The following is a 19,081-nucleotide window of genomic DNA, read 5'->3' on the forward strand; positions in this document are numbered from 1 at the left end:
AGCTCACCGAAGGTCGACGGGAAGGCTCGAGCATGACCGCCCAACGTGCGCCGGAGGACCTCGTAGTGGGGCTGCTGACCGATGACGGGTTGCCCGGGCAGCTCGCCGGGAGAATCGCCGACGGCCTGCCCGCCCGGCTGGCCCGTGACCTCGGCGAGGACGGGACGACCTACCGGGTCGAGCACGAGACGCAGCCGCTCCCGCTGAACGAGGAGGGCGACATCCCCATGCTGGCCCTCGCGCAGGAGCGCCGGGCCGAACACGGGTGGGACCTGCTGGTGCTGGTCACCGACCTCCCGCGGCGGGCCGGTACGGTCCCGATCGCCTCGGACTACAACGCCGACCACGGCGTGGCCATGGTGTCGCTGCCCGCGCTCGGGGCGCTGCGGCTGCGGGGCCGGGTGTCCCGGCTGATCGTCCACCTGGTCCGGCACCTCATCGCGCGGCGGTCGGCGCACGAGGCCGATCCGCCGCGGGGGCTCGTCGACCGGCTGCGGGAGCTGGTGGCGCCGACGCGGCACATCCACGGCCGCGGCCCGGCCGACGAGCACCTGGCCCTGGTGGGCCTGCGCGGCCGGCTGCGGCTGCTGGCCGGGATGATCCGCGACAACCGCCCGTGGCGGCTGGTGCCCAACCTCGCCGGCGCGACCGCGGCCGCGGCGGCCACCGCCGCGTACGGCATCATCACCACCTCGTTCTGGAAGCTTGCCGAAGCGCTGCCCGCCCTGCGGCTGGCCGGGATCACGGTGCTGGCGATCGTGGTCATGGCGGGCTGGCTGATGGTGCACAACCACCTGTGGGACAAACCGTCCGGACACCTCGACCGGCGGAAAGCCCTGCTGTACAACGCCTCCACCGCGTTGACGCTGTCGATCGGCGTCGCCTGCATGTACGCGATCCTGTTCGGGCTGGCGCTGGTGGCGTCGATCGTCCTGGTCGAAGGCACGTACTTCGGGCAGGTCCTCGGCCACCCGGCCGGCCCGGCTTCGTACCTGAAGCTCGTGTGGCTCGCGACGTCCGTGGGCATCGTGGCCGGGGCGGTGGGTTCGAGCGTCGAGGACGAGGAACGCGTCCGCCGGGCGACCTACAGCCGTCGCGAGCAGGAGCGGCAGCAGCGCAACCGCGACCGCGCCGAGGAAACGGAGAACGCCGGCGACTGAGCGATTCCGTGGCCGGGACCGATTCCCGCGGCGAATCCGGCTACGGTGTTGACTGAAGCTTCAGTCAAGCGAAAGGCGCTGCCGTGGCCGGGAAACGCGACCTGATCCTCGAGGCCGCTGTCAGCATGATCGCGCGCAACGGCGTGCGGGGGCTGCGGGTCGAGGAAGTCGCCGCCGAGGCGGGGGTCTCGACCGGGCTCATCTACTACCACTTCAAGGACCGGGCCGGGCTGCTCGCCGCCACTCTCGACCACGTCAACGACCGGGCCGAGCGCTACACCACCCGCACCCTGCCCGAGTCCGGCGACCCGCGTGCACGGCTCGAACAGCGCCTCCTCCTCGAACTGCAGGACGTCGACGAAGTACGCGAAACCAGTCTGGCCTGGGGTGAGCTGCGGGCCAGCGCCGTGTTCGAGCCCGGCCTGCGCGACCGCCTGGCCGCCGCATGCGGGCTGTGGGTTGCCGAGATCGCCGAGCTCGTCGCGGCGGCGGGGGCGCCCGCGAAGGCCGAGGACGCCGCCGAGCGGCTGACCGCGCTCGTCGAAGGCCTGTCGGAACGGTGGCTGTCCGGCACGCTCACCCTGGACCGGGCCAGGGAGCTGCTGGCCGGGGGCATCGCGGTCGAGCTGGGGGCCTGAGGGACCCCAATTTGACTGAATTTTCAGTCAGTGTCAGGCTGGGGTGACCGCACCCCCTCGGACAGGAGCCCGATGCGACCCGAACCCGTCTCCCGCCGCAGCGCCCTCACGGCCGCGCTCGGCTTCGGCGCCGCCGCCCTCGGTGTCGCCGGGTGTGCCACCGACGTCCCGCCCACCCCGGCGGCCGGCAGCAGTGGCGCCGCGGCCGGGCGGACCTTCGGCGCCGAGTGGGAGCACCACGCCAGGACGATCATGTCGTGGCCGGCGTCGACCGGCATCTGGGGCGAGGACCTGCCCGCCGTCCAGGCCGACATCGCGCGGCTCGCCCGGGCCGTCGCCGGGTTCGAAAGCGTCGTCCTGCTGGCCGCGCCCGCGGACCGGGACAAGGCCCAGGCCGCCGTGGGCGCCGAGGTCGAGGTCGTCCCCATCCCGACCGACGACCTGTGGGCCCGCGACACCGCGCCGGTCTTCGTGCAGGACGCCGGGAAGCCGGCCGGCGTGGACTTCGCCTTCAACGGCTGGGGCGGGAAACAGCGTCACCCCAACGACTCCCGGGTCGCGGCCGCGGTGCTGGAACGCTACCGGCTCCCACGCATCGCCGCGCCGCTGGTCGCCGAAGGCGGCGCGCTCGAGACCGACGGGGAGGGCACGCTGCTCGCCACCGAAAGCTCACTGGTCAACGACAACCGCAACCCCGGCAAGGACCGGTCGCAGGTCGAGGCCGACCTCAAGCAGGCGCTCGGCGTCCGCACGGTGATCTGGCTCGCGGGTGTCAAGGGCCAGGACATCACCGACGCGCACGTCGACTGCCTCGTCCGCTACGTCGCCCCCGGCGTCGTGCTCCTGGACCAGGCCTTTCCCGGCGGGCCGCCGGACGTCTGGTCGCGCTCCGCCGAGCAGGCCCGCGGCGTCCTCGCCGAAGCCACCGACGCCGCCGGGCGCCGGCTCCGGGTCGTCGAGCTGCCCCAGCCCGACCCGGACCGGATCACCGGCCGTGGCGACGCGTTCGTTTCGTCGTACGCGAACTTCTACGTCGCCAACGGCGCGGTGTTCCTTCCGAAGTTCGGCGACCCGGAGGCCGACGACCGTGCCCGCGGAATCCTGGGCGAGCACTTCCCGGACCGCGAGGTGGTGCTCGTCCCGATCGACGCGATCGCCGCGGGCGGGGGCGGGATCCACTGCTCGACCCACGACATGCCCGGCTGAGCCGCCGCGAAGCCCCTGCGCGAAGGGCGCGGGGAAAGGAGTGCGGTCAGGTGGAGGGCCGGTCGAAGACGGTCGAGGAGGCCGGCAAGAACTTCCCGGGTTCGGAGCGCCGAGCGCTACAGCTGGGCGGCGCCGCCGTCCACGGGGAGCTCCGCGCCGGTGGTGAACGTCGCTTCGAACGCCAGGTACGCCGCCGCGGCCGCGACTTCGGACGGCTCGCCGAAGCGCTGCATCGGGTTCTGCGCGGCCATCTCGGTCTTGGTCCGTTCGGCGACCTCCGGGGGGAGGGTCGCGTCGAGGATGCCGGTCGCGATCGGGCCCGGGCTGACCGCGTTGACGCGGACCCGGCGGGGCAGCAGTTCCCGCGCCAGTGACCGGGTCATCGAGCGCAGGGCGGCCTTCGTCGCGGCGTAGGCGCTGATCGAGTCGAGGCCCTTGACGTTGGCCACCGACGTGGTGAGGACGACTCCCGCGCCCTCACGCAGCAGCGGCGCCAGCTTCTGCACGGTGAAGTACGGGCCCTTGGTGTTCACCGCGAACAGCTCGTCGTACTGCGCTTCCGGCATCGATTCGAACGGCGCGAACGCGGTCACGCCCGCGTTGACGAACACCGCGTCCACCGCGCCGAACTCCGCGCCGGCCACCCGGGCCAGCTCCTCGACGTCCGCCATCGACGCGGAGTCGCTGCGCACGGCCGTCGCCCGCTCGCCGAGCCGCCGGCGCGCGGAGTCGAGCTTTTCCTTGTCCCGCCCGGTGATCAGCACCCGCGCGCCGCCGGCCACCAGCAGTTCGGCGGTCGCGAGGCCGAGCCCGCTGCTGCCGCCGGTGATGACCACGTTCTTTCCTGCGTAAGCGTTCATGCCCCGAGTCAACCGCCGGCCACGGCGGGGCGTCCAAGTCCTGTTCCGCATGCCGCCATACCGCCGGTGCATGGCGGCGTACGCTCGGAAGGGTGGATCTCGACCTGCGGCTGGTCCGGTACTTCACGGTCGTGGCGGAACACGGCAACATCGGCCGCGCCGCCGCGGCGCTGCACCTCGCCCAGCCCTCGCTGAGCCGCCAGATCCAGCGGCTGGAGCACCAGCTCGGCGTCCGCCTGTTCGCGCGCACGCCGCACGGCACCAGCCTGACCGCCGCCGGTGCGGCGTTCCTGCCGCGGGCCCACGCCGTCCTCCAGGCCGCCGGCGACGCCGTGACCGTGGCCCGCGCCGCCGATCCGCCGCGTGAGCTCACCATCGGCTACGTCGAGGGCCTGATCATCACCCCCGCGGTGCAGGCGCTGCGCCACCGCCACCCGGACGCGCGCATCCGGACGCGGCTGCTGCGCTGGCACGACACGCACGCGTTGCCCGAAGGGCGGGTCGACGCGCTCGTCGCCCGCGAACCGCTGCCGTTCCCGGCGACGGTGACGCCGCTGTACGAGGAGCCGCGGGTGCTGCTCGTGCCCGTCACCCACCGGCTGGCGGGCAAGGAGGTGGTCTCGGCGGACGACCTGGGTGACGAAGAACTGGTGGCGTGCGCGGTGACACCGGCGATGTGGAGCACCCCGAAGGACGGCTCACCGCCGCCGTCGCCGGACGACAGCTTCGAGGACAAGCTCGAACTGGTGGCTTCGGGAAGCTCGCTGGCCATCCTCCCGGCCGGCGATCACCGCCCCCGCTTGCGCGAGGACGTGACGGCGATCCCGATCGAGGGCTTCGAGCCCTGCCGGGTCGTGGTGGCGTCGCGGACCCGGGACCCGAATCCGCTGGTGGCGCCGTTCCGCGAGGCCGCGCGGATGCTGGTCCCCCTGGCGGTCGGCGCAGGCTGAGCGGTCACCCGCGGCTGACTGCGGGCGTAGGACCGGCCAGCGCGCGGATCGTCTTCGCGGCGATGTGCGCATCGGCCGCGCAGTGCCGGGCGAGCCGCAGGGTCGCGACGTCGGCGGCCGTGGCCGGGTTGGGGATGGCCAGGACCGTCATGCCCGCCGCACTCGCCGAGCGGATGCCGGATGCCGAGTCCTCCACCGCGAGGCACCGGGCGGGCTCCACGCCGAGCCGGCGGGCGGCGAGCAGGTACGGGTCCGGCGCCGGTTTGCCGTGGACCGCATCCTCGCCGGCCACCGAGGTGGCGAGCCGCGACGCCAGTCCGCAGGCCGTCACCACCGCGTCGACATAGCGCCTCGGGGACGCGGACACCAGGCCGACCGGGCCGAACGCGGCCGCCGCCGCGACGAGGTCCGTGGCTCCGGGGCGGAGGCCGACTCCGCCGCGGCCGATCTCGAAGACCATGCCGTCGGCGCATTCGGCGGCGGCGCGGCCGGCGGTGAGCCCCGGGCAGCGGTCGGCGAGGTACCGGCTCCACGCGCGGGTGCTGGTGCCCTGGATCGCGGCCCAGTCCCGCGGTGTCCAGGGGTGGCCGTGGCGCGCGGCGACCGTGCCGATCACGCGGTTCCAGGCCGCGGCGCTGTCGACGAGCGTCTCGTCGAGGTCGAAGGCGGTGGCGGCGAACATCAGGCCGTCACCGTGACCGCGGTGATCTGCTCGATCGAGACCACCTTCAGCCCGTGCCGGTCGGCGAACGCGCGCAGCTCGGCCAGCCGGGCGACGCTGCCGTCGTCGTTGCACACCTCGCTGATCACCGCGACGGGCGCGAGGCCGCACCGGCGCATCAGCTCCACTGCGGCCTCCGTGTGCCCGCGGCGTTGCGCGAGGCCGCCTTCCCGCGCGCGCAGCGGGAAGACGTGCCCGGGCCGGCAGAGCATGCCGGGGGTGGTGGCCGGGGCCGCGAGCGCTCGCAGCGTGCGGGCGCGGTCGGCGGCGGAGATCCCGGACTCGACGCCGTCGACGGCGTCCACCGACACGGTGTAGGCGGTGCCCGCGGGGTCCTCGTTGTGCCGGACCATGGGCTCCAGCCGCAGGCGGTCGGCGGTTTCCGGGGGCATCGGCGCGCAGATCAGGCCGCTGGTGTGCCGCATGTAGAAGGCGAGCGCCTCCGTGGTGGCGTGCTCGGCCGCCATGATGAGATCGCCTTCGTTCTCGCGGTCTTCGTCGTCGACGACGATCACCGGCCGCCCGGCGCCGAGGTCGGCGAGAGCGGCCTGCACGCTGTCGAGCCGGGTGGTCCGGCCGGGCCGGGCTTGCTCCGGAAGGGAGACGGTCATCGACTGTCCTCTCTGGACCCCGCGAACGCGGACGGCACCGGTTGCATGATCCACAACCGCGGGCCCGTCCGCTCGGCGGAACGCCGCCCGTGACCCGAACGGGCAACGGCGTCCGCCGCCGGCCGAGGCGGTCAGAGCCAGTCGTGCTCGCGGGCGTAGCGGGCCGCTTCGTGGCGGGTGCGGGTCTGGGTCTTCTGCATCGCGTTCGACAGGTAGTTGCGCACCGTCCCCGCGGCCAGGTGCAGCCGGACGGCGATTTCGGCCACCGAGTACCCCTCGCGCGTGGCGCGCAGGACGTCGAGCTCGCGTTCGGTCAGCGGGCAGTCGTCGACGACGGCGAGGGCCGAGACGTCCGGGTCGATCCAGCGCTTGCCCGCGTGCAGGGCCTGGATCACCGCGGTGATGTGCGCCGGTTCCGCCGCCTTGCTGACGAACCCCTGGACGCCGAGCTTCAGCGCCTGCCGCAGCACGCCGGGGCGGGCGTGCCGGGTCAGCATCAGGATGACCTGCTCCGGGCGCGCCCGGCGGATCTCCGCGACCGCGGCGAGCCCGTCCACGGTGGGCATCTCGAGGTCGATGACGAGCACGTCGGGCCGGTGCCGCAGGGTGGCCGCCACCGCCTGCTCGCCGTCTTCGGCCTCGGCGAGCACGGTGATGCCGCCCTCCAGCGGCAGGAGCGCCGCCAAGGCCTTGCGCAGCAGGGCTTCGTCGTCGGCGAGCACCACGGAGGTCATCGGACCGCCTCTTCGAGCTCCGGGAACGCCACCGCCGTCAGGAACCGGCCGTCCTGCTGGGACACCTCGAGCTCCCCTCCGTTCTCCGCCAGCCGGTGCCGCAACGCCGAAAGCCCGCCGAGCGGCCCCGGCTCGCCCGCGCCGTCGTTGACGATCGCGATGCCGGTGCGGCCGAGCGTGATCCGCACGTGCCGGGCCTCGGCGTGGCGCAGGATGTTCGTCGTCGTCTCACGCAGGACCTGGCCGAGCAGCTCGCCGACGCGGGCGTCCGGCTCGGCTTCCCGTTCGAGGCGCACGTGGATGCCCGCCGCCTCGAACAGATTCTTCGCGTTCTCCAGCTCCGCGGTCAGGTTGAGCCGCCGCTGGGCGTGGGCGAGCTCCTTGGTCTGGACGATCGTGTCGCCGACGAGCGTGTGCACCTCCCGCAGCTCCTCCCGCGCGCGGCCGGGGTCGGCGTCGAGGAGTTTTTCCGCCAGCGCCACTTTCAGCTTCACCACGTGCAGCGTGTGCCCCTGGATGTCGTGCAGGTCGCTGGCGAAGCGGACGCGTTCCCGGGCGACGGCCAGTTCGGCCTCCCGTTCGCGGGACTGCTCGAGCTCCGCGACCAGGTCGAACAGCCGCTGCGTGGCGAACATGAACCCGGCCGAGATCAGCACCGCGATCGCCGGGACGGCGACGTACTGCACCAGCCGCGCCCCGGTGTGGCCGGGGTGCACGAGCACGTTCGGCAGGCCCAGGACCGCGACCAGCGCGGAGAGCCCGAAGAGCGCCGCGAGCCGGTGGCGCCGCAGCGGCGGGACGAGGAACGACCCGACGATCGACACGCCGTAGAACGCCGCGCTGTCGTCGGTCAGGGCCCCGGCCAGCCAGACCACCGCCGTGATCACCAGGCTCGGCCGCGCGACGCGGAGGTAGTCGCCCGCCGTCCAGCGTTCGGCCGTCGCCAGCGCCGCGACCAGCCCGACCACCTGGATGGCGACGTGCCACCAGGACCGGGCGGTGAGGCCCAGCAGCAGCACGCCGACGAAGGCCAGCGGCGGCACCGTCGTGATGAGGTTGAGCCGGCGCAGCCGGTCCTGCACGGCGCCGCCGGACCACCTCCGGCGGGTCTCGGTCATGGTTCTCCTGGGTCGGGGCGGTCTCCCGCCAGCATGCCCCACCGGCCGGGGGCCGACCAGTGACGCCACGTCATGCTTCCGGGGCCGGAACGTCACGGTGCGGTGGTGACGCGGGCGCACTGCCGCCCGGCCGCGAGCGGCGCTGGAATCGGAGCATGTCCACGACACCGGTCATCGACGTCGATCGCCTGAAACTCACCTACGGCGGGTTCACCGCCGTGCAGGACCTTTCGTTCCAAGTGGAACGCGGGGAGCTGTACGCCCTGCTCGGCACCAACGGCGCCGGGAAGACCTCGACCCTGGAAACGGTCGAAGGCCACCGCGCGCCGGCCTCGGGCGCCGTGCGGGTGTTCGGGAAGGACCCCCGCGACCGCGCCGCCGTCCGTCCGCGGATGGGGATCATGTTGCAGGAGAGCGGGTTCTCCCCGGACTTGACGGTGCGCGAGACCGTCCGGCTGATCGGGCGGCTCACCGAACGGTCCGACGACACCGGGCGCGTGCTCGGCGTCGTCGGCCTCACCGGCAAGGCCGGGACCAAGGTGGGGCAGCTCTCCGGCGGGGAGAAGCGGCGGCTGGACTTCGCCACCGCCGTGTACGGCACGCCCGAGCTGGTCTTCCTCGACGAACCCACCACCGGCCTGGACATCCAGTCCCGCGACGCGCTGTGGGCCGCCGTCGACCGGCTGCGGGAAGACGGCGCGACGATCGTGCTCACCACCCACTACCTCGAAGAAGCGCAGCAGCGCGCCGACCGCATCGGGCTGATGCACCAGGGCGCCCTGCACCGCGAGGGCACGGTCGCCGAGCTGACCCGCACGCTGCCCGCCACCATCCACTTCGGACTGCCGCCGCGTGCGCCCTCGCCGCCGCTGCACGCCGCGCGCCGGGGCGACGGCCGGTTCCTCGTCGAGACCTTCGAGCTGCAGAAGGACCTGCACACGCTGCTCGGCTGGGCGCAGGACCACGCCGTCGAACTGGCCGACCTGCAGGCCGGGCCGACGCGGCTCGACGACGTCTTCCGTGCCATCGAACACGATTGAGAGAAGGACTCCCATGCTCACGATCGCTCGTGGCGAGCTGATCCAGATCTTCCGCAACCGCCTCGTGCTGGTCACCGCCCTGGTGCTGCCGGCCGCGTTCAGCGCGTTCTTCATCGCCAAGCGCGACCTGTTCACCGAAGGTGCCACCCTCGGCTACATCGCGACGCTGACCCTGTTCTTCGTGGCGGGCATCGGCCTGTACACGACGTCGGTCACCACACTGGCCGCCCGCCGGCAGAACCTGTTCCTCAAGCGCCTGCGCTCCACCGCGGCGGGGGACGCGGGCATCCTCGGCGGCCTGCTGCTGCCGATCACCGTGCTTTCGCTGCTGCAGATCGCCGTCATCCTCGGCGTGCTGGCCGCGGTCGCCGGGAAGCCGGCGAACCCGCTGCTGCTGGTGGCCGCCGTGGTGTCCACTGTGGTCATGCTGCTCGCGCTGGGGCTGGCCACGGCGGGGCTGACGAACTCACCCGAGCACGCCCAGGTGACGACGCTGCCGGTCAGCATCGGCGTCATCGGGGTGTCCGGCTGGGTCGGCCTCACCGGCACCGGCGACCTGACGCTGCTCAAGCGTCTCCTGCCCGGTGGCTCGGCGACCGAGCTGGTGCTGAACGCCTGGAACGGCGGCGTCCCGCTCGCCCGCTCGCTCGCCCTCTTCGCACCGACGCTCGCCTGGGTCGTCGTCGCCGTCGTGCTCGCCGCACGGCTCTTCCGCTGGGAACCGCGCCGCTGACCGCGGCCGCGTGAAAGGAACCCCGATGTTGCGCAAAACCCTGCTCACCGCCGCGGTCGCCGTGCTCGCCGCGACGACCGCGTCCCCGGCGTCCGCCGCGACCGGCCTCGCCTGGGGACCGTGTCCGGCCGGCGCCTTCCCGGTGCCGGACCTGCAGTGCACGACGGTGCCGGTGCCGCTGGACTACGGAGACCCGGACGGCCGGACGATCGACGTCGCCGTGTCCCGGCTGCCGAGCAAGAACCCGGAGAAGCGCCGGGGCGTGCTGTTCACCAACCCGGGCGGCCCCGGCGGCGAGGGCCTGGACTACCCGCAGCTGCTGAAGTACCTGAAGCTGCCGCAGAGCGTGCTGGACACCTACGACATCATCGGGTTCGACCCGCGGGGTGTCGGCCGCAGCACGCCGGTGACGTGCGACCTGACACCGGAGCAGCTGGCGATCGGCAACCTGCCCTACGCCGACGGCCCTGCCGACGTCGTCAGGCAGGCCGAGCTGGCGAAAGCCGAGGCCCGGCAGTGCCGGGACGCCGCGACCGGCCCGCTGCTGCCCCACATCACCACCGCGAACACCGCACGGGACATCGACCGCGTCCGGGCGGCGCTGGGCGAGTCCACGGTGTCGTACCTCGGTGCTTCCTACGGCACGTACCTGGGCGCGGTGTACACGACGATGTTCCCGGACCGCAGCGACCGGATCGTCCTGGACAGCAACCTCGGCCCGGGCGGCTACGACATCACGGCGATGCGCGCCTTCGCACGGGGCATGGAAGACCGCTTCCCGGACTTCGCGAAGTTCGCCGCGGCGCACCCGGAGTACGGTCTCGGCCGCTCACCGGCCGAGGTGACGGCGAAGTTCCACGAGCTGGCGGCGCGCCTGGACCGCGCCCCGGTGGCGGAGGTGACGGGCGCGATCTTCCGCGGCTTGACGTTCAGCGGCCTGTACTCGACGGACCTGGCCCCGCTGGCGGCGGACTGGCAGGCCCTCGACCACGGGCAGCCGCCGAAACCGCCCGTCGTGCCGGGCTCGGTCCAGAACCTGATGGCGGCCCGCTTCGCGGTCATCTGCGGCGACTCCGCGTGGCCGCGTTCGCTGGGGACGTACCAGGTGAACGTGGCGATCGACCGCATCCGCTACCCCCTGCTCGGCGCGGCCACGGCGAACATCTCGGCGTGCGCGTATTGGGCACCGCCGGCGGAGCCCCAGGTGCGCATCACCGGCCGCGGCCCGGCGAACGTGCTGCTGGTGCAGAACGAACGCGACCCGGGGACGCCGTTGGTGAACGCGCTCAAGCTGCGTTCGGCGTTCGGTGAGCGGGCGAGGATGGTGACTGCGGACCAGGGTGGCCATGGGGTGTATCTGATGCCCAACCAGTGCGCCAACGGTGCGGTGACGGGGTTTCTGGTGACGGGGGAGCGTCCGGCCCGGGACGTGCATTGCGCGGCTGAGGCCGGCGCGGGTTCTTGAGGGGGAACCCGCGGGGAGTGGGCGGCTGCGGAGTCCGCGGCCGCCGCTTCCTTCCCCACGGCCTGGATGAAGTTCGTCCGCGCCTTCGCGGCTTCCTCGGTGGTGAACACCTCCACCGAACCGCCGCGCTCCACCGCGTCCTCCGGCAGGTACTCGACGTCGGTGAGCGGGCGAGGATGGTGACTGCGGACCAGGGTGGCCACGGGGTGTACCTGATGCCCAACCAGTGCGCCAACGGTGCGGTGACGGGGTTTCTGGTGACGGGGGAGCGTCCGGCGCAGGACGTGCATTGCGCAGCTGAGGTCGGCGCGGGTTCTTGAGGGGGACCCGCGGGGGAGTGGGCGGCTGCGGGATCCGCGGCCGCCTTCACCTCGCGCCGTCAAGGTCATCCGTGGTCTCGGCGGCGACCTCGACTCGAGCCGTGCGACGATCAGGGGGTCGCCCGCCGCTCGAAAGGATCTCAAGCTCTTGCCCGTGGTGCACGCCCTGTGGTCTCCGGGCCGGGGGCTGCTGCTCTGGGCCGAGCGTGACCGCGGCCCGGCCGGCACCTCGAGCCGGTCCGCGCGGATCGCGCTGTCGCACCCCTTCGCCGTCTCCAGTGCGGATCTGACCTCCCTCCACCCCGGCAAGCCCACGTCGGTGACCCTGCTGCTGCCCTCACGGGCGAGCCGTCCGCTCGCCTCGGAGGAGGCGACCGCGGGCGCCCCGCAGCGTGGCCCCAAGCCGTCCCTGCGGCCGTGGTCGGTTCCCGCCCTGGTCGTGGACGCCGCCGAGCTGGACGACCTCGATGGCTCGGCCTCCTACGGCTCTTCGGTCACCCACCTGCGGGCCGTGGCGCGCCTGGCCGCCGACCTCGTGCGGCGCGGGCGGGTGCTGCCGACGCTGGTCCGGCGGGGCGACGCCTCGGAGGCGCGGTGGCGGCCGGTGCTGCAGGGCGTCGACTTCGTCGCCTTCGACGCGCTGGTCGCGGCCCTGCCTCCGGTCGGGCGGGCCGAACAGGTCGCGCCGCTCACCGGGGCCTCGCCGCGCGCGCTCGTCACCGATGCCCTGCACGCCCTGGTCGACGCGGCCGTCCGTGACCGGCTGGCGCGGGCTGATCCGCCGGCCGACCTGCGCGGACGTCCAGGCCCGGCGGGGGTGTGGCTGTCCGCTCTCCAAGGCGGTGCTCCCCGCGTCGAGCTGCCGCTGGACGAACTCGGTGTCCTCGCCGAGGCCGTCGCGAAGTGGGACGAGGTCGCCGACACCGATGTCGTCGACGGCCGGGCGTGTTTCCGGCTGGCGGAAGTCGCCACCCTGCGGCAGCCGGACGTCGACGATCCCGACGACCAGACCGGCGACGGCACCAAGTGGCAGCTGCAGTTCCTCCTGCGCTCGACCGCCGATCCGAGCCTGCTGCTGTCGGCCGGGCAGATCTGGTCGGGCGAGGCGAACGGCCTGGTCCGGGATCCGCGGGGGCTGCTCCTCGCCGAGCTGGGCCGCGCCGCCCTGGTCGAGCCGGTGCTGGCGCCGGCGCTGCGCCGGACGCAGCCGTCCGAGTACGACCTGACCGTCGAGGAAGCCGAGCGGTTCCTCACCTCGGGCGCGACCCGGTTGATCGAGGCCGGGTTCGAGGTGCAGCTCCCGGCCGCCTGGGACGGCAGGCGCCGGCTCGGGCTCCGGCTGTCCGTCCGCAGCACCCCCGCCGAGCAGGTCGTCACCCGCAGCCGCGTCGGCCGCGACGAGCTGGCCGCGTTCCGCTGGTCGATCGCGGTGGGCGACGACGAGATCGGCGAGGAGGAGCTGGCCAAGCTGGTCGCGGCGAAGACGCCGCTGGTGCGGCTGCGGGGGCGGTGGGTCAGTGTCGACGCCGACCGGCTCCGCGCGGGCCTCGAGTTCCTGCGCCGCGACCCGCACCGGCGCACCCCGCGCCCCACCGCGGCCGAGCTGCTGGACCTCCTCCGCCCGGGACGGGACACCCCGCTGCCGGTCACCGGCGTCGACGCCGACGGCTGGGCCGGGGACGTCCTGGCCGGGCGGGTGCCGCAGAGGCTGCCGCCGGTCGCGCTGCCGCCGTCGTTCCGCGCCACCCTGCGCCCCTACCAGCAGCGGGGCGTCGCCTGGCTGGCGTTCATGTCGGCGCTGGGCCTCGGCGCCTGCCTGGCCGACGACATGGGGCTCGGCAAGACCGTCCAGACGCTGGCGCTCGAAGCCGCCGAGCGGGCCGACGGCGAGCACCCGCCGACGCTGGTGCTGTGCCCGATGTCGCTGGTCGGCATGTGGCAGCGGGAGGCGGCGGACTTCGCCCCCGCACTCCGGGTGCTCGCCCACCACGGCAGCGCCCGCGCGCACGGGGACGCGCTCGCCGGCCAGGTCGCCGCGGCCGACCTGGTCGTCACGACCTACGCCACCGCCGCGCGGGACGCCGGCGAGCTCAAGGCGTTCACCTGGCGGCGGCTGGTGCTCGACGAAGCGCACGCCGTCAAGAACGCCGACACCGCGACCGCCAGGGCGGTGCGGCGGTTCACCGCCGGGCACCGGCTCGCGCTGACCGGTACCCCGGTGGAGAACCGGCTGGCGGACCTGTGGTCGGTGCTCGACCTGCTCAACCCCGGGCTGCTCGGCAGCCGGTTCGAGTTCCGGCAGCGGTTCGCCGCCCCGATCGAGCGCCGGGGCGACCCCGCCACGGCCGCCGAGCTGCGCCGGCTCACCCGGCCGTACCTGCTGCGCCGGGCGAAGACCGACCCCGCGATCGTCCCCGAGCTGCCGGAGAAGATCGAAATCAGGCAGGAGTACCGGCTCACCCGCGAACAGGGCACGCTGTACAGCGCGATCGTCGACGAGATGATGACGAAGATCGAGAACAGCCACGGCATCAAGCGCCGCGGCAACGTCCTCGCCGCGATCACGAAGCTCAAGCAGGTCTGCAACCACCCCGCGCACCTGCTGCACGACGGCTCCCCGATCGGGCAGCGCTCCGGCAAGGTGACCCGCCTCGAAGAGGTCCTGACGGAGATCCTGGCCTCGGGTGACCGGGTGCTGTGCTTCACGCAGTACGCCGAATTCGGGCACCTGCTCGTGCCCCACCTGACCGGCAGGCTCGGAGCCGAAGTCGGTTTCCTGCACGGTGGCCTGGCCAAGGGCGCGCGCGACGCGCTCGTGGACCGGTTCCAGTCCGGCGACGGGCCGCCGATCCTGCTGCTCTCCCTGAAAGCCGGCGGATCCGGGCTCACGCTCACCGCGGCCGGCCAGGTGCTGCACCTGGACCGCTGGTGGAACCCGGCGGTCGAGAACCAGGCCACCGACCGGGCGTTCCGTATCGGGCAGCACCGCACCGTCCAGGTCCGGAAGTTCCTCTGCCCGGGCACGGTCGAGGACCGCATCGACACCCTGATCACCCGGAAGCGGGCGCTGGCGGGGATGGTCGTCGGCGAGGGCGAAGGCGGGCTCACCGAACTGTCCACCGAGGAGCTGCGCGGGGTGTTCGCACTGGGCGAGGAGGCGATCGATGACTGAGCCGCTTCCCTGGTGGGCGACCAGGTTCATCCGGGCGTCGACGGCGATCGGCGTCCTGCTGCCCGCGGCGGGCCAGGGGCACGTCGTGGCACTGGCGGTCGGCGCCGGGCGGGTCGACGCCGAGGTGCAGGACGGCCGGCCGCACCGGGTGCGGGTCGGGCTGACCGCGTTCGGGAAAGCGGAGTGGGCGGCGATCACCCACGCTCTGGCCGCGACGGCGTCCCTCACCGTCCAGCTGCTCGGCGGCGAGCTGCCCCGCGAAGTGGAGCAGACCTGCAAGGCGCTCCGGCTGCCGTTGTTCCCGTCGTCGGCGCCTGAGGTGTCGCTGGACTGCACCTGCCCGGCCGCCGAAGTGCCGTGCGGCCACCTGAACGCGGTGTTCACCGCGCTCGTGGCGCGGGTGGCCGAGGATCCGTTCACCATCCTCGCGCTGCGCGGCCGGGACCGCGAAGCGCTGCTCGAGGAGCTGAAGAACCGCCTGATCTCGGCCGAGCCGCTCCACCCCGACGACGGGTCCCCGGCCCTCACCGACGTCATGGCCACGTACTTCGACTCCGGTCCGGCCCCGGGCCTGGCCGGCGCGGCGCCGTTGCACGCGCCGCGGACGCCGGTCGACGCGCTCCTGGACCAAGCCCCGCCGTTCCCGATCACGGTGGCCGGAGACGAAGTCCCCGAGCTGCTCCGGCCGGTGTACCGGGCCCTCGCGGGAGAGCACGGGCCGCGGAGTTCGGTCAGCTGACGATCAGCACCAGGCGGCCACGGACGTGACCGGTCTCGGCGGCGCGCTGGGCTTCGACGACGTCGGCGAGGGCGAAGGTCCGTTCGACCGGCAGCCGGAACTTGCCGGCTTCGACCAGCTCGCCGATGGTCGCCCGCACTGCTCGGCCGGCCGCCCCGGCCGCTGATCGGCGCGGCTCAGCGGAGCCGGGCGAGCGCGGCGGTCACCGAGGGCGCGAAGGTCAGCAGCTCGTCGGCGCCGGAGAGCCGCAACGGCCGCCCGACGGTGTCGGTCTCGTCGGCTATGTCGGCGATCACCAGCAGGCGGTCGCCTGCCGCCTCGACCTTCCCCGAAGCCCGCAGGATCGCGTTGATCCCGCTGGAGTCCAGGAACGTCACCCCGGTCAGGTCCAGCGCCAGCGGGCCGGGCGGCACGGACCCGAGCGCGGCGGTGAAGTCGGCGACCGTCAGCAGGTCCACTTCGCCGGTGACGGTGAGCACGGTGACGCCGTCGATGTGACGGCGCGCGACGACGAGCGAATCGTCCGCAGACGATCCGGCGGAGGCGTTTTCGTGGCTGGGCACGTCAGGAAGTGTGCCTCGGCCAGCGGAAGCGCGCAGCGCACGCGGGCCGGCGGCCCCGGCCGGAGCCGGGGCCGCCGTCACTCACGGGTGGCGGAAGCACAGCGTTCCCCACTGGAAACCGGCGCCGATCGCCGACACCACGTACGTGTCGCCGGGACGCACGGCGCCGGTGGTGAACCGTTCGTGCAGGGCCGTGAACACGCCGGCCGAGCCCGTGTTGCCCAGGGTGTCGACCGTGACCGGCGCCCGGCTGCGGGGGACGCCGAGCTTGTCCATGGCCGCCGTGACGATGTTCAGGTTCGCCTGGTGGAGGAAGAAGTGGGTGATCTCCTCCACCGGCACGCCCGCCTCGTCCGCCGCGCGGAGGATGCTGTCGGGCAGGCAGCGCGTCGCGGTGTTCCAGACCGCGCGGCCGTTCATCCTCAGGTACGCGCCGGGCGCCGGGATCTCGACGTCGTAGGACAGCTCCGCGCCGAAGTCCCAGCCCAGGAGGCCGCCCTGGGGCGACCGGGCACGGGTGAGCACCGCCGCGCCCGCCGCGTCGCCGAAGAACACCCTCGTCGTGCGGTCCGCCGGGTCCGTCACGCGCGACGCGCAGTCGGCCGCGACGACCAGGACCGTCCGGGCCGCCGGTGTCTGCAGCAGGTGCGCGGCGAGGAACAGCGCCTGGACCCCGTTGGCGCACGCCGCCTGCGTGATGTCCAGCGTGAGCGCGCGGTCCGCGCCGAGGCGCTCCTTGACGATCAGCGCGGTCGACGGCAGCGGCTGGTCGGGGGTGTACGTGGCGACGATGATCGCGTCGACGTCACGGGCCGTCAGACCGGCGGCCGCCAGTGCTTGGCGGGCCGCCGCCGCGCCCATCCCGGACGTCGACTCCGCCGGCGCCAGGCGGCGGCGGGTGCGGATGCCGGTGTGGCGGACGATCCACTCGTCCGAAGTGTCCAGTGTGGACGCGAGCTCGGCGTTCGGGACGACGTCCGGTGGCAGGTGGACGCCGGTGCCGGCGATCACGACGGGAACGGACAGGCCGCTCATCGCACACCGCCCGCGTAGACGTCGCGCGCCGGGTGCAGCTGCTCGCCGAGGTCGGTGTAGAACCGGCCGGACGCGCACGGCAGGCCGAGCAGGATGCGGCGCGCCGCTTCCGCGCAGAGCGCGCCACCGAGAGCCACCCCGGAAGCGAGCTGCGGCCAGCTGCTGAGCGTGCGGCCCAGCTCCCCGAACGACGCGGCCAGCTCCGGGCTGATCCGGCCGGCGTCGACCATCGCGAGGATCAGCTCGACCCTGGCCCGGGGCTCGAGCTCGAGCAGATCGACGGACTTGACGTCGCCGAGCAGCCCGTGCAGCAGCGGCCGGTCGGGCTCGGTGTCGAACCGCTCGACGTCGAGCATGCCACGGTCGTTGCAGTCCATCACGACCGGGATGCCGAGGTCGCGCGCGTGCTCGCGGGCGGCGATCTTCACCCACGGCGTGTCGCACTCCTCGACGAGCAGGTCGAGCCCGCCGCGGAAGAAGTCCCCGATCGTGTCGGGGTCGAGGCCGGCGGGCTGGATTTCGACGTCGAGGTACGGGTCCACCTCGAACAGCTGGCGGGCCGACAGCACCGCCTTGTTGACGCCGAGGTCGTGCACCCCGGCGCGGAGCCGGTTGAGGTTCGACAGCCCGAAGGCGTCGAAGTCGGCCAGCCGGAACGCGCCGCCGATGCCCTCGAGCGCGCACGTCAGCGCCGCGCTGTTGCCGACCGACAGCCCGATGACCCCGATCCGCTTGGCCAGCAGCCGTCGCTGCTCGGGCCGCTCGATCCGGCCGCGGTTGCGGTCGGTGCGCACGAGCCGGAACTCCTCGCGCGGCAGCACGTGCACCAGCCGCCCCGACCACGGGTACCAGGCCCACGTGCCGTACGCCCACGACGGGACCCCGCCGAGCTGGTCCTGCTTGCGCCGGTCGATTTCGGCTTCGTCCCGGCAGGCCGGTTCGCGGCTGCGGACCAGTTCGGTCAGCTGCTCGTCGATCGTGTCGTGGACTTCGCGGACTTCGCCGGAGGCCAGCAACGCGTCCAGTGCGGCGTCCGCCGTGTGCAGCACCGGACGCCAAACACCGTGGTCCGGCGCGGGCGAGCCGGTCAGGGTGACCGGCGCTGGGCGGCGGGTGCGGGCCGCGGCGGCCGGCTCGGCGGGCCTGCTCGCGGCGATGACCGGGAACTCGCCGCGCAGCCGGGTGACGAGGTCCCGGTGCTGCCCGGCACCGTCGGCCACGCGGTGCAGCAGGATCACGACGTCCTCGGTGTACTGCGGCACGTACCGGCGGGTGCCGGGCACGGGCCGGAACCCGAACCGCTCGTGGAACCGGTCCTGTCCGTCCTTCGTGCCGGACGTGCCGATCATCGCCCGCGCCCCGAGGTGGTGGGCGGCGCCGATCGCCAGCGCGTTGAGGTACAGCCCGAGCCCGAGCTTCCGGGCGCGGTGCTCGACGACGAGCCTGCTGTGCTCGAAGACCGTGTCCTCGGGCAGGCCTTCCGCGGCGAGCAGCTCTTCGTACCGCTCGTCCCCGAGGAATTCCCGGGACTGGTAGGGGACTCCGGTGTCCGGAGTGGACAGCCGGATGTACCCCAGCGGCGGCCCGGCGGGACTGCGCCGGGCGATGAAGTGCCAGGCGCCGAAGTCGAGGGCCTGGTCGTCGGTGTGGGTGCCGTCGGCGCGCCGGAACGCCGGGCGGCGGCCGTGGTCGAACAGGATCCGCGCGCGGAGTTCGCGGACGGTGTCGAGCAGCGCGGGGTCGCCGGTGCCGGGAAGCGGTCCGGGGAACGCGGTGACGTGCCAGTCCGGCACAGGCTCGCCGGGGTGGTTCAGGTGGGTCAAGTGTCGCCTTTTCTTCCGGGGGTGCGGGCGGGCGCGCTGGAGCCGTCCGCGCAGAGGACCGGGCCGGGAACGTGGTCCGGACCGGGGCGGAACGCTAGCAGCGGCCGGGGATTCCCGGCCGCGCGAGAGCGCGGCGCCACCTTGCGCACGGGAAATCCTTTACCCGCAAGGAATCCTGACACCCGGTGACCGT

At 73.6% G+C, this 19,081-nt stretch carries 18 protein-coding genes and 1 pseudogene; 10 read left to right on the forward strand and 9 right to left on the reverse strand.

Features of this window, described 5'->3' with window-relative positions; all coding sequences use genetic code 11:
* Window positions 1-32: 32 nt before the first annotated feature.
* The 3 genes from ABZX11_RS25840 (at window position 33) to ABZX11_RS25850 (ending at window position 3,004) form a co-directional block, all read left to right on the forward strand.
* Window positions 33-1,160: a UbiA prenyltransferase family protein gene (locus tag ABZX11_RS25840; protein WP_176176889.1), complete on the forward strand. Its 1,128-nt coding sequence runs from the start codon at window positions 33-35 to the stop codon at window positions 1,158-1,160.
* Window positions 1,161-1,243: 83 nt separating this feature from the next.
* Window positions 1,244-1,798, forward strand: a complete 555-nt coding sequence (locus ABZX11_RS25845) for a TetR/AcrR family transcriptional regulator (RefSeq protein WP_176176890.1) — start codon at window positions 1,244-1,246, stop codon at window positions 1,796-1,798.
* A gap of 72 nt (window positions 1,799-1,870) precedes the next feature.
* Window positions 1,871-3,004, forward strand: a complete 1,134-nt coding sequence (locus ABZX11_RS25850) for an agmatine deiminase family protein (RefSeq protein ID WP_354917290.1) — start codon at window positions 1,871-1,873, stop codon at window positions 3,002-3,004.
* Window positions 3,005-3,120: 116 nt separating this feature from the next.
* On the opposite strand, the gene ABZX11_RS25855 is transcribed toward ABZX11_RS25850, so the two are convergent.
* Entirely contained in the window at window positions 3,121-3,864 is a 744-nt protein-coding gene (locus ABZX11_RS25855; protein ID WP_354917293.1) for an SDR family oxidoreductase, read from the reverse strand.
* Between the two features lie 92 nt (window positions 3,865-3,956).
* On the opposite strand from ABZX11_RS25855, the gene ABZX11_RS25860 reads away from it, so the two are divergent.
* Window positions 3,957-4,814, forward strand: coding sequence for a LysR family transcriptional regulator (locus ABZX11_RS25860; protein ID WP_354917296.1), 858 nt, complete (start codon window positions 3,957-3,959; stop codon window positions 4,812-4,814).
* Window positions 4,815-4,818: 4 nt separating this feature from the next.
* Here the strand turns inward: ABZX11_RS25860 and ABZX11_RS25865 are convergent, their stop codons facing one another.
* The 4 genes from ABZX11_RS25865 to ABZX11_RS25880 form a co-directional block, all read right to left on the reverse strand.
* Window positions 4,819-5,496, reverse strand: coding sequence for an HAD family phosphatase (locus ABZX11_RS25865; RefSeq protein WP_354917299.1), 678 nt, complete (start codon window positions 5,494-5,496; stop codon window positions 4,819-4,821).
* On the reverse strand, window positions 5,496-6,146 hold the full coding sequence (ribB, locus tag ABZX11_RS25870; protein WP_176176896.1) for a 3,4-dihydroxy-2-butanone-4-phosphate synthase: 651 nt from the start codon (window positions 6,144-6,146) through the stop codon (window positions 5,496-5,498). The genes ABZX11_RS25865 and ribB overlap by 1 nt, the downstream gene beginning before the upstream one ends.
* Before the next feature lie 131 nt (window positions 6,147-6,277).
* Window positions 6,278-6,880 carry a response regulator transcription factor gene (locus tag ABZX11_RS25875; protein ID WP_176176897.1) on the reverse strand — a complete coding sequence of 201 codons (603 nt, stop codon included), beginning with the start codon at window positions 6,878-6,880 and terminating at the stop codon, window positions 6,278-6,280.
* Window positions 6,877-7,998, reverse strand: coding sequence for a histidine kinase (locus tag ABZX11_RS25880; protein ID WP_354917302.1), 1,122 nt, complete (start codon window positions 7,996-7,998; stop codon window positions 6,877-6,879). Before ABZX11_RS25880 ends, ABZX11_RS25875 begins: the two co-directional genes overlap by 4 nt.
* Window positions 7,999-8,153: 155 nt before the next feature.
* Here ABZX11_RS25880 and ABZX11_RS25885 point away from each other — a divergent pair, with 155 nt between their 5' ends.
* The 6 genes from ABZX11_RS25885 to ABZX11_RS25910 all read left to right on the forward strand — a co-directional run bounded on the left by ABZX11_RS25885 (window position 8,154) and on the right by ABZX11_RS25910 (window position 15,467).
* Complete coding sequence (locus ABZX11_RS25885) at window positions 8,154-9,038, forward strand: ABC transporter ATP-binding protein (protein ID WP_354917305.1); 885 nt, start codon at window positions 8,154-8,156, stop codon at window positions 9,036-9,038.
* Between the two features lie 13 nt (window positions 9,039-9,051).
* A complete protein-coding gene (locus ABZX11_RS25890) occupies window positions 9,052-9,771 on the forward strand; it encodes an ABC transporter permease (protein WP_354917308.1) in 720 nt (239 codons plus the stop codon).
* Window positions 9,772-9,799: 28 nt separating this feature from the next.
* A complete protein-coding gene (locus tag ABZX11_RS25895) occupies window positions 9,800-11,236 on the forward strand; it encodes an alpha/beta hydrolase (protein ID WP_354917526.1) in 1,437 nt (478 codons plus the stop codon).
* A gap of 215 nt (window positions 11,237-11,451) precedes the next feature.
* On the forward strand, window positions 11,452-11,556 hold the full coding sequence (locus ABZX11_RS25900) for an alpha/beta hydrolase (RefSeq protein WP_354917529.1): 105 nt from the start codon (window positions 11,452-11,454) through the stop codon (window positions 11,554-11,556).
* Window positions 11,557-11,704: 148 nt separating this feature from the next.
* Complete coding sequence (locus ABZX11_RS25905; protein WP_354917311.1) at window positions 11,705-14,728, forward strand: DEAD/DEAH box helicase; 3,024 nt, start codon at window positions 11,705-11,707, stop codon at window positions 14,726-14,728.
* Window positions 14,721-15,467 (forward strand): hypothetical protein, encoded by a 747-nt coding sequence (locus tag ABZX11_RS25910; RefSeq protein ID WP_354917313.1) that lies wholly within the window; start codon window positions 14,721-14,723, stop codon window positions 15,465-15,467. The genes ABZX11_RS25905 and ABZX11_RS25910 overlap by 8 nt, the downstream gene beginning before the upstream one ends.
* On the opposite strand, the pseudogene ABZX11_RS25915 reads toward ABZX11_RS25910, so the two are convergent.
* From ABZX11_RS25915 to ABZX11_RS25930, 4 genes and pseudogenes are all read right to left on the reverse strand, one after another.
* Window positions 15,460-15,606: pseudogene (locus ABZX11_RS25915) on the reverse strand (zinc-binding dehydrogenase); the annotation flags it as partial. The gene ABZX11_RS25910 and the pseudogene ABZX11_RS25915 sit on opposite strands and share 8 nt — an antisense overlap.
* 37 nt (window positions 15,607-15,643) lie before the next feature.
* Complete coding sequence (locus ABZX11_RS25920; protein WP_176176903.1) at window positions 15,644-16,030, reverse strand: STAS domain-containing protein; 387 nt, start codon at window positions 16,028-16,030, stop codon at window positions 15,644-15,646.
* A gap of 81 nt (window positions 16,031-16,111) precedes the next feature.
* Window positions 16,112-17,065 carry a ketoacyl-ACP synthase III gene (locus ABZX11_RS25925; RefSeq protein WP_354917316.1) on the reverse strand — a complete coding sequence of 318 codons (954 nt, stop codon included), beginning with the start codon at window positions 17,063-17,065 and terminating at the stop codon, window positions 16,112-16,114.
* On the reverse strand, window positions 17,062-18,888 hold the full coding sequence (locus ABZX11_RS25930; RefSeq protein WP_354917319.1) for a ThiF family adenylyltransferase: 1,827 nt from the start codon (window positions 18,886-18,888) through the stop codon (window positions 17,062-17,064). Before ABZX11_RS25930 ends, ABZX11_RS25925 begins: the two co-directional genes overlap by 4 nt.
* Window positions 18,889-19,081: the final 193 nt, after the last annotated feature.

The sequence above is a fragment of the Amycolatopsis sp. NPDC004169 genome (assembly GCF_040610315.1).
In the GTDB taxonomy this organism is placed as follows: domain Bacteria; phylum Actinomycetota; class Actinomycetes; order Mycobacteriales; family Pseudonocardiaceae; genus Amycolatopsis.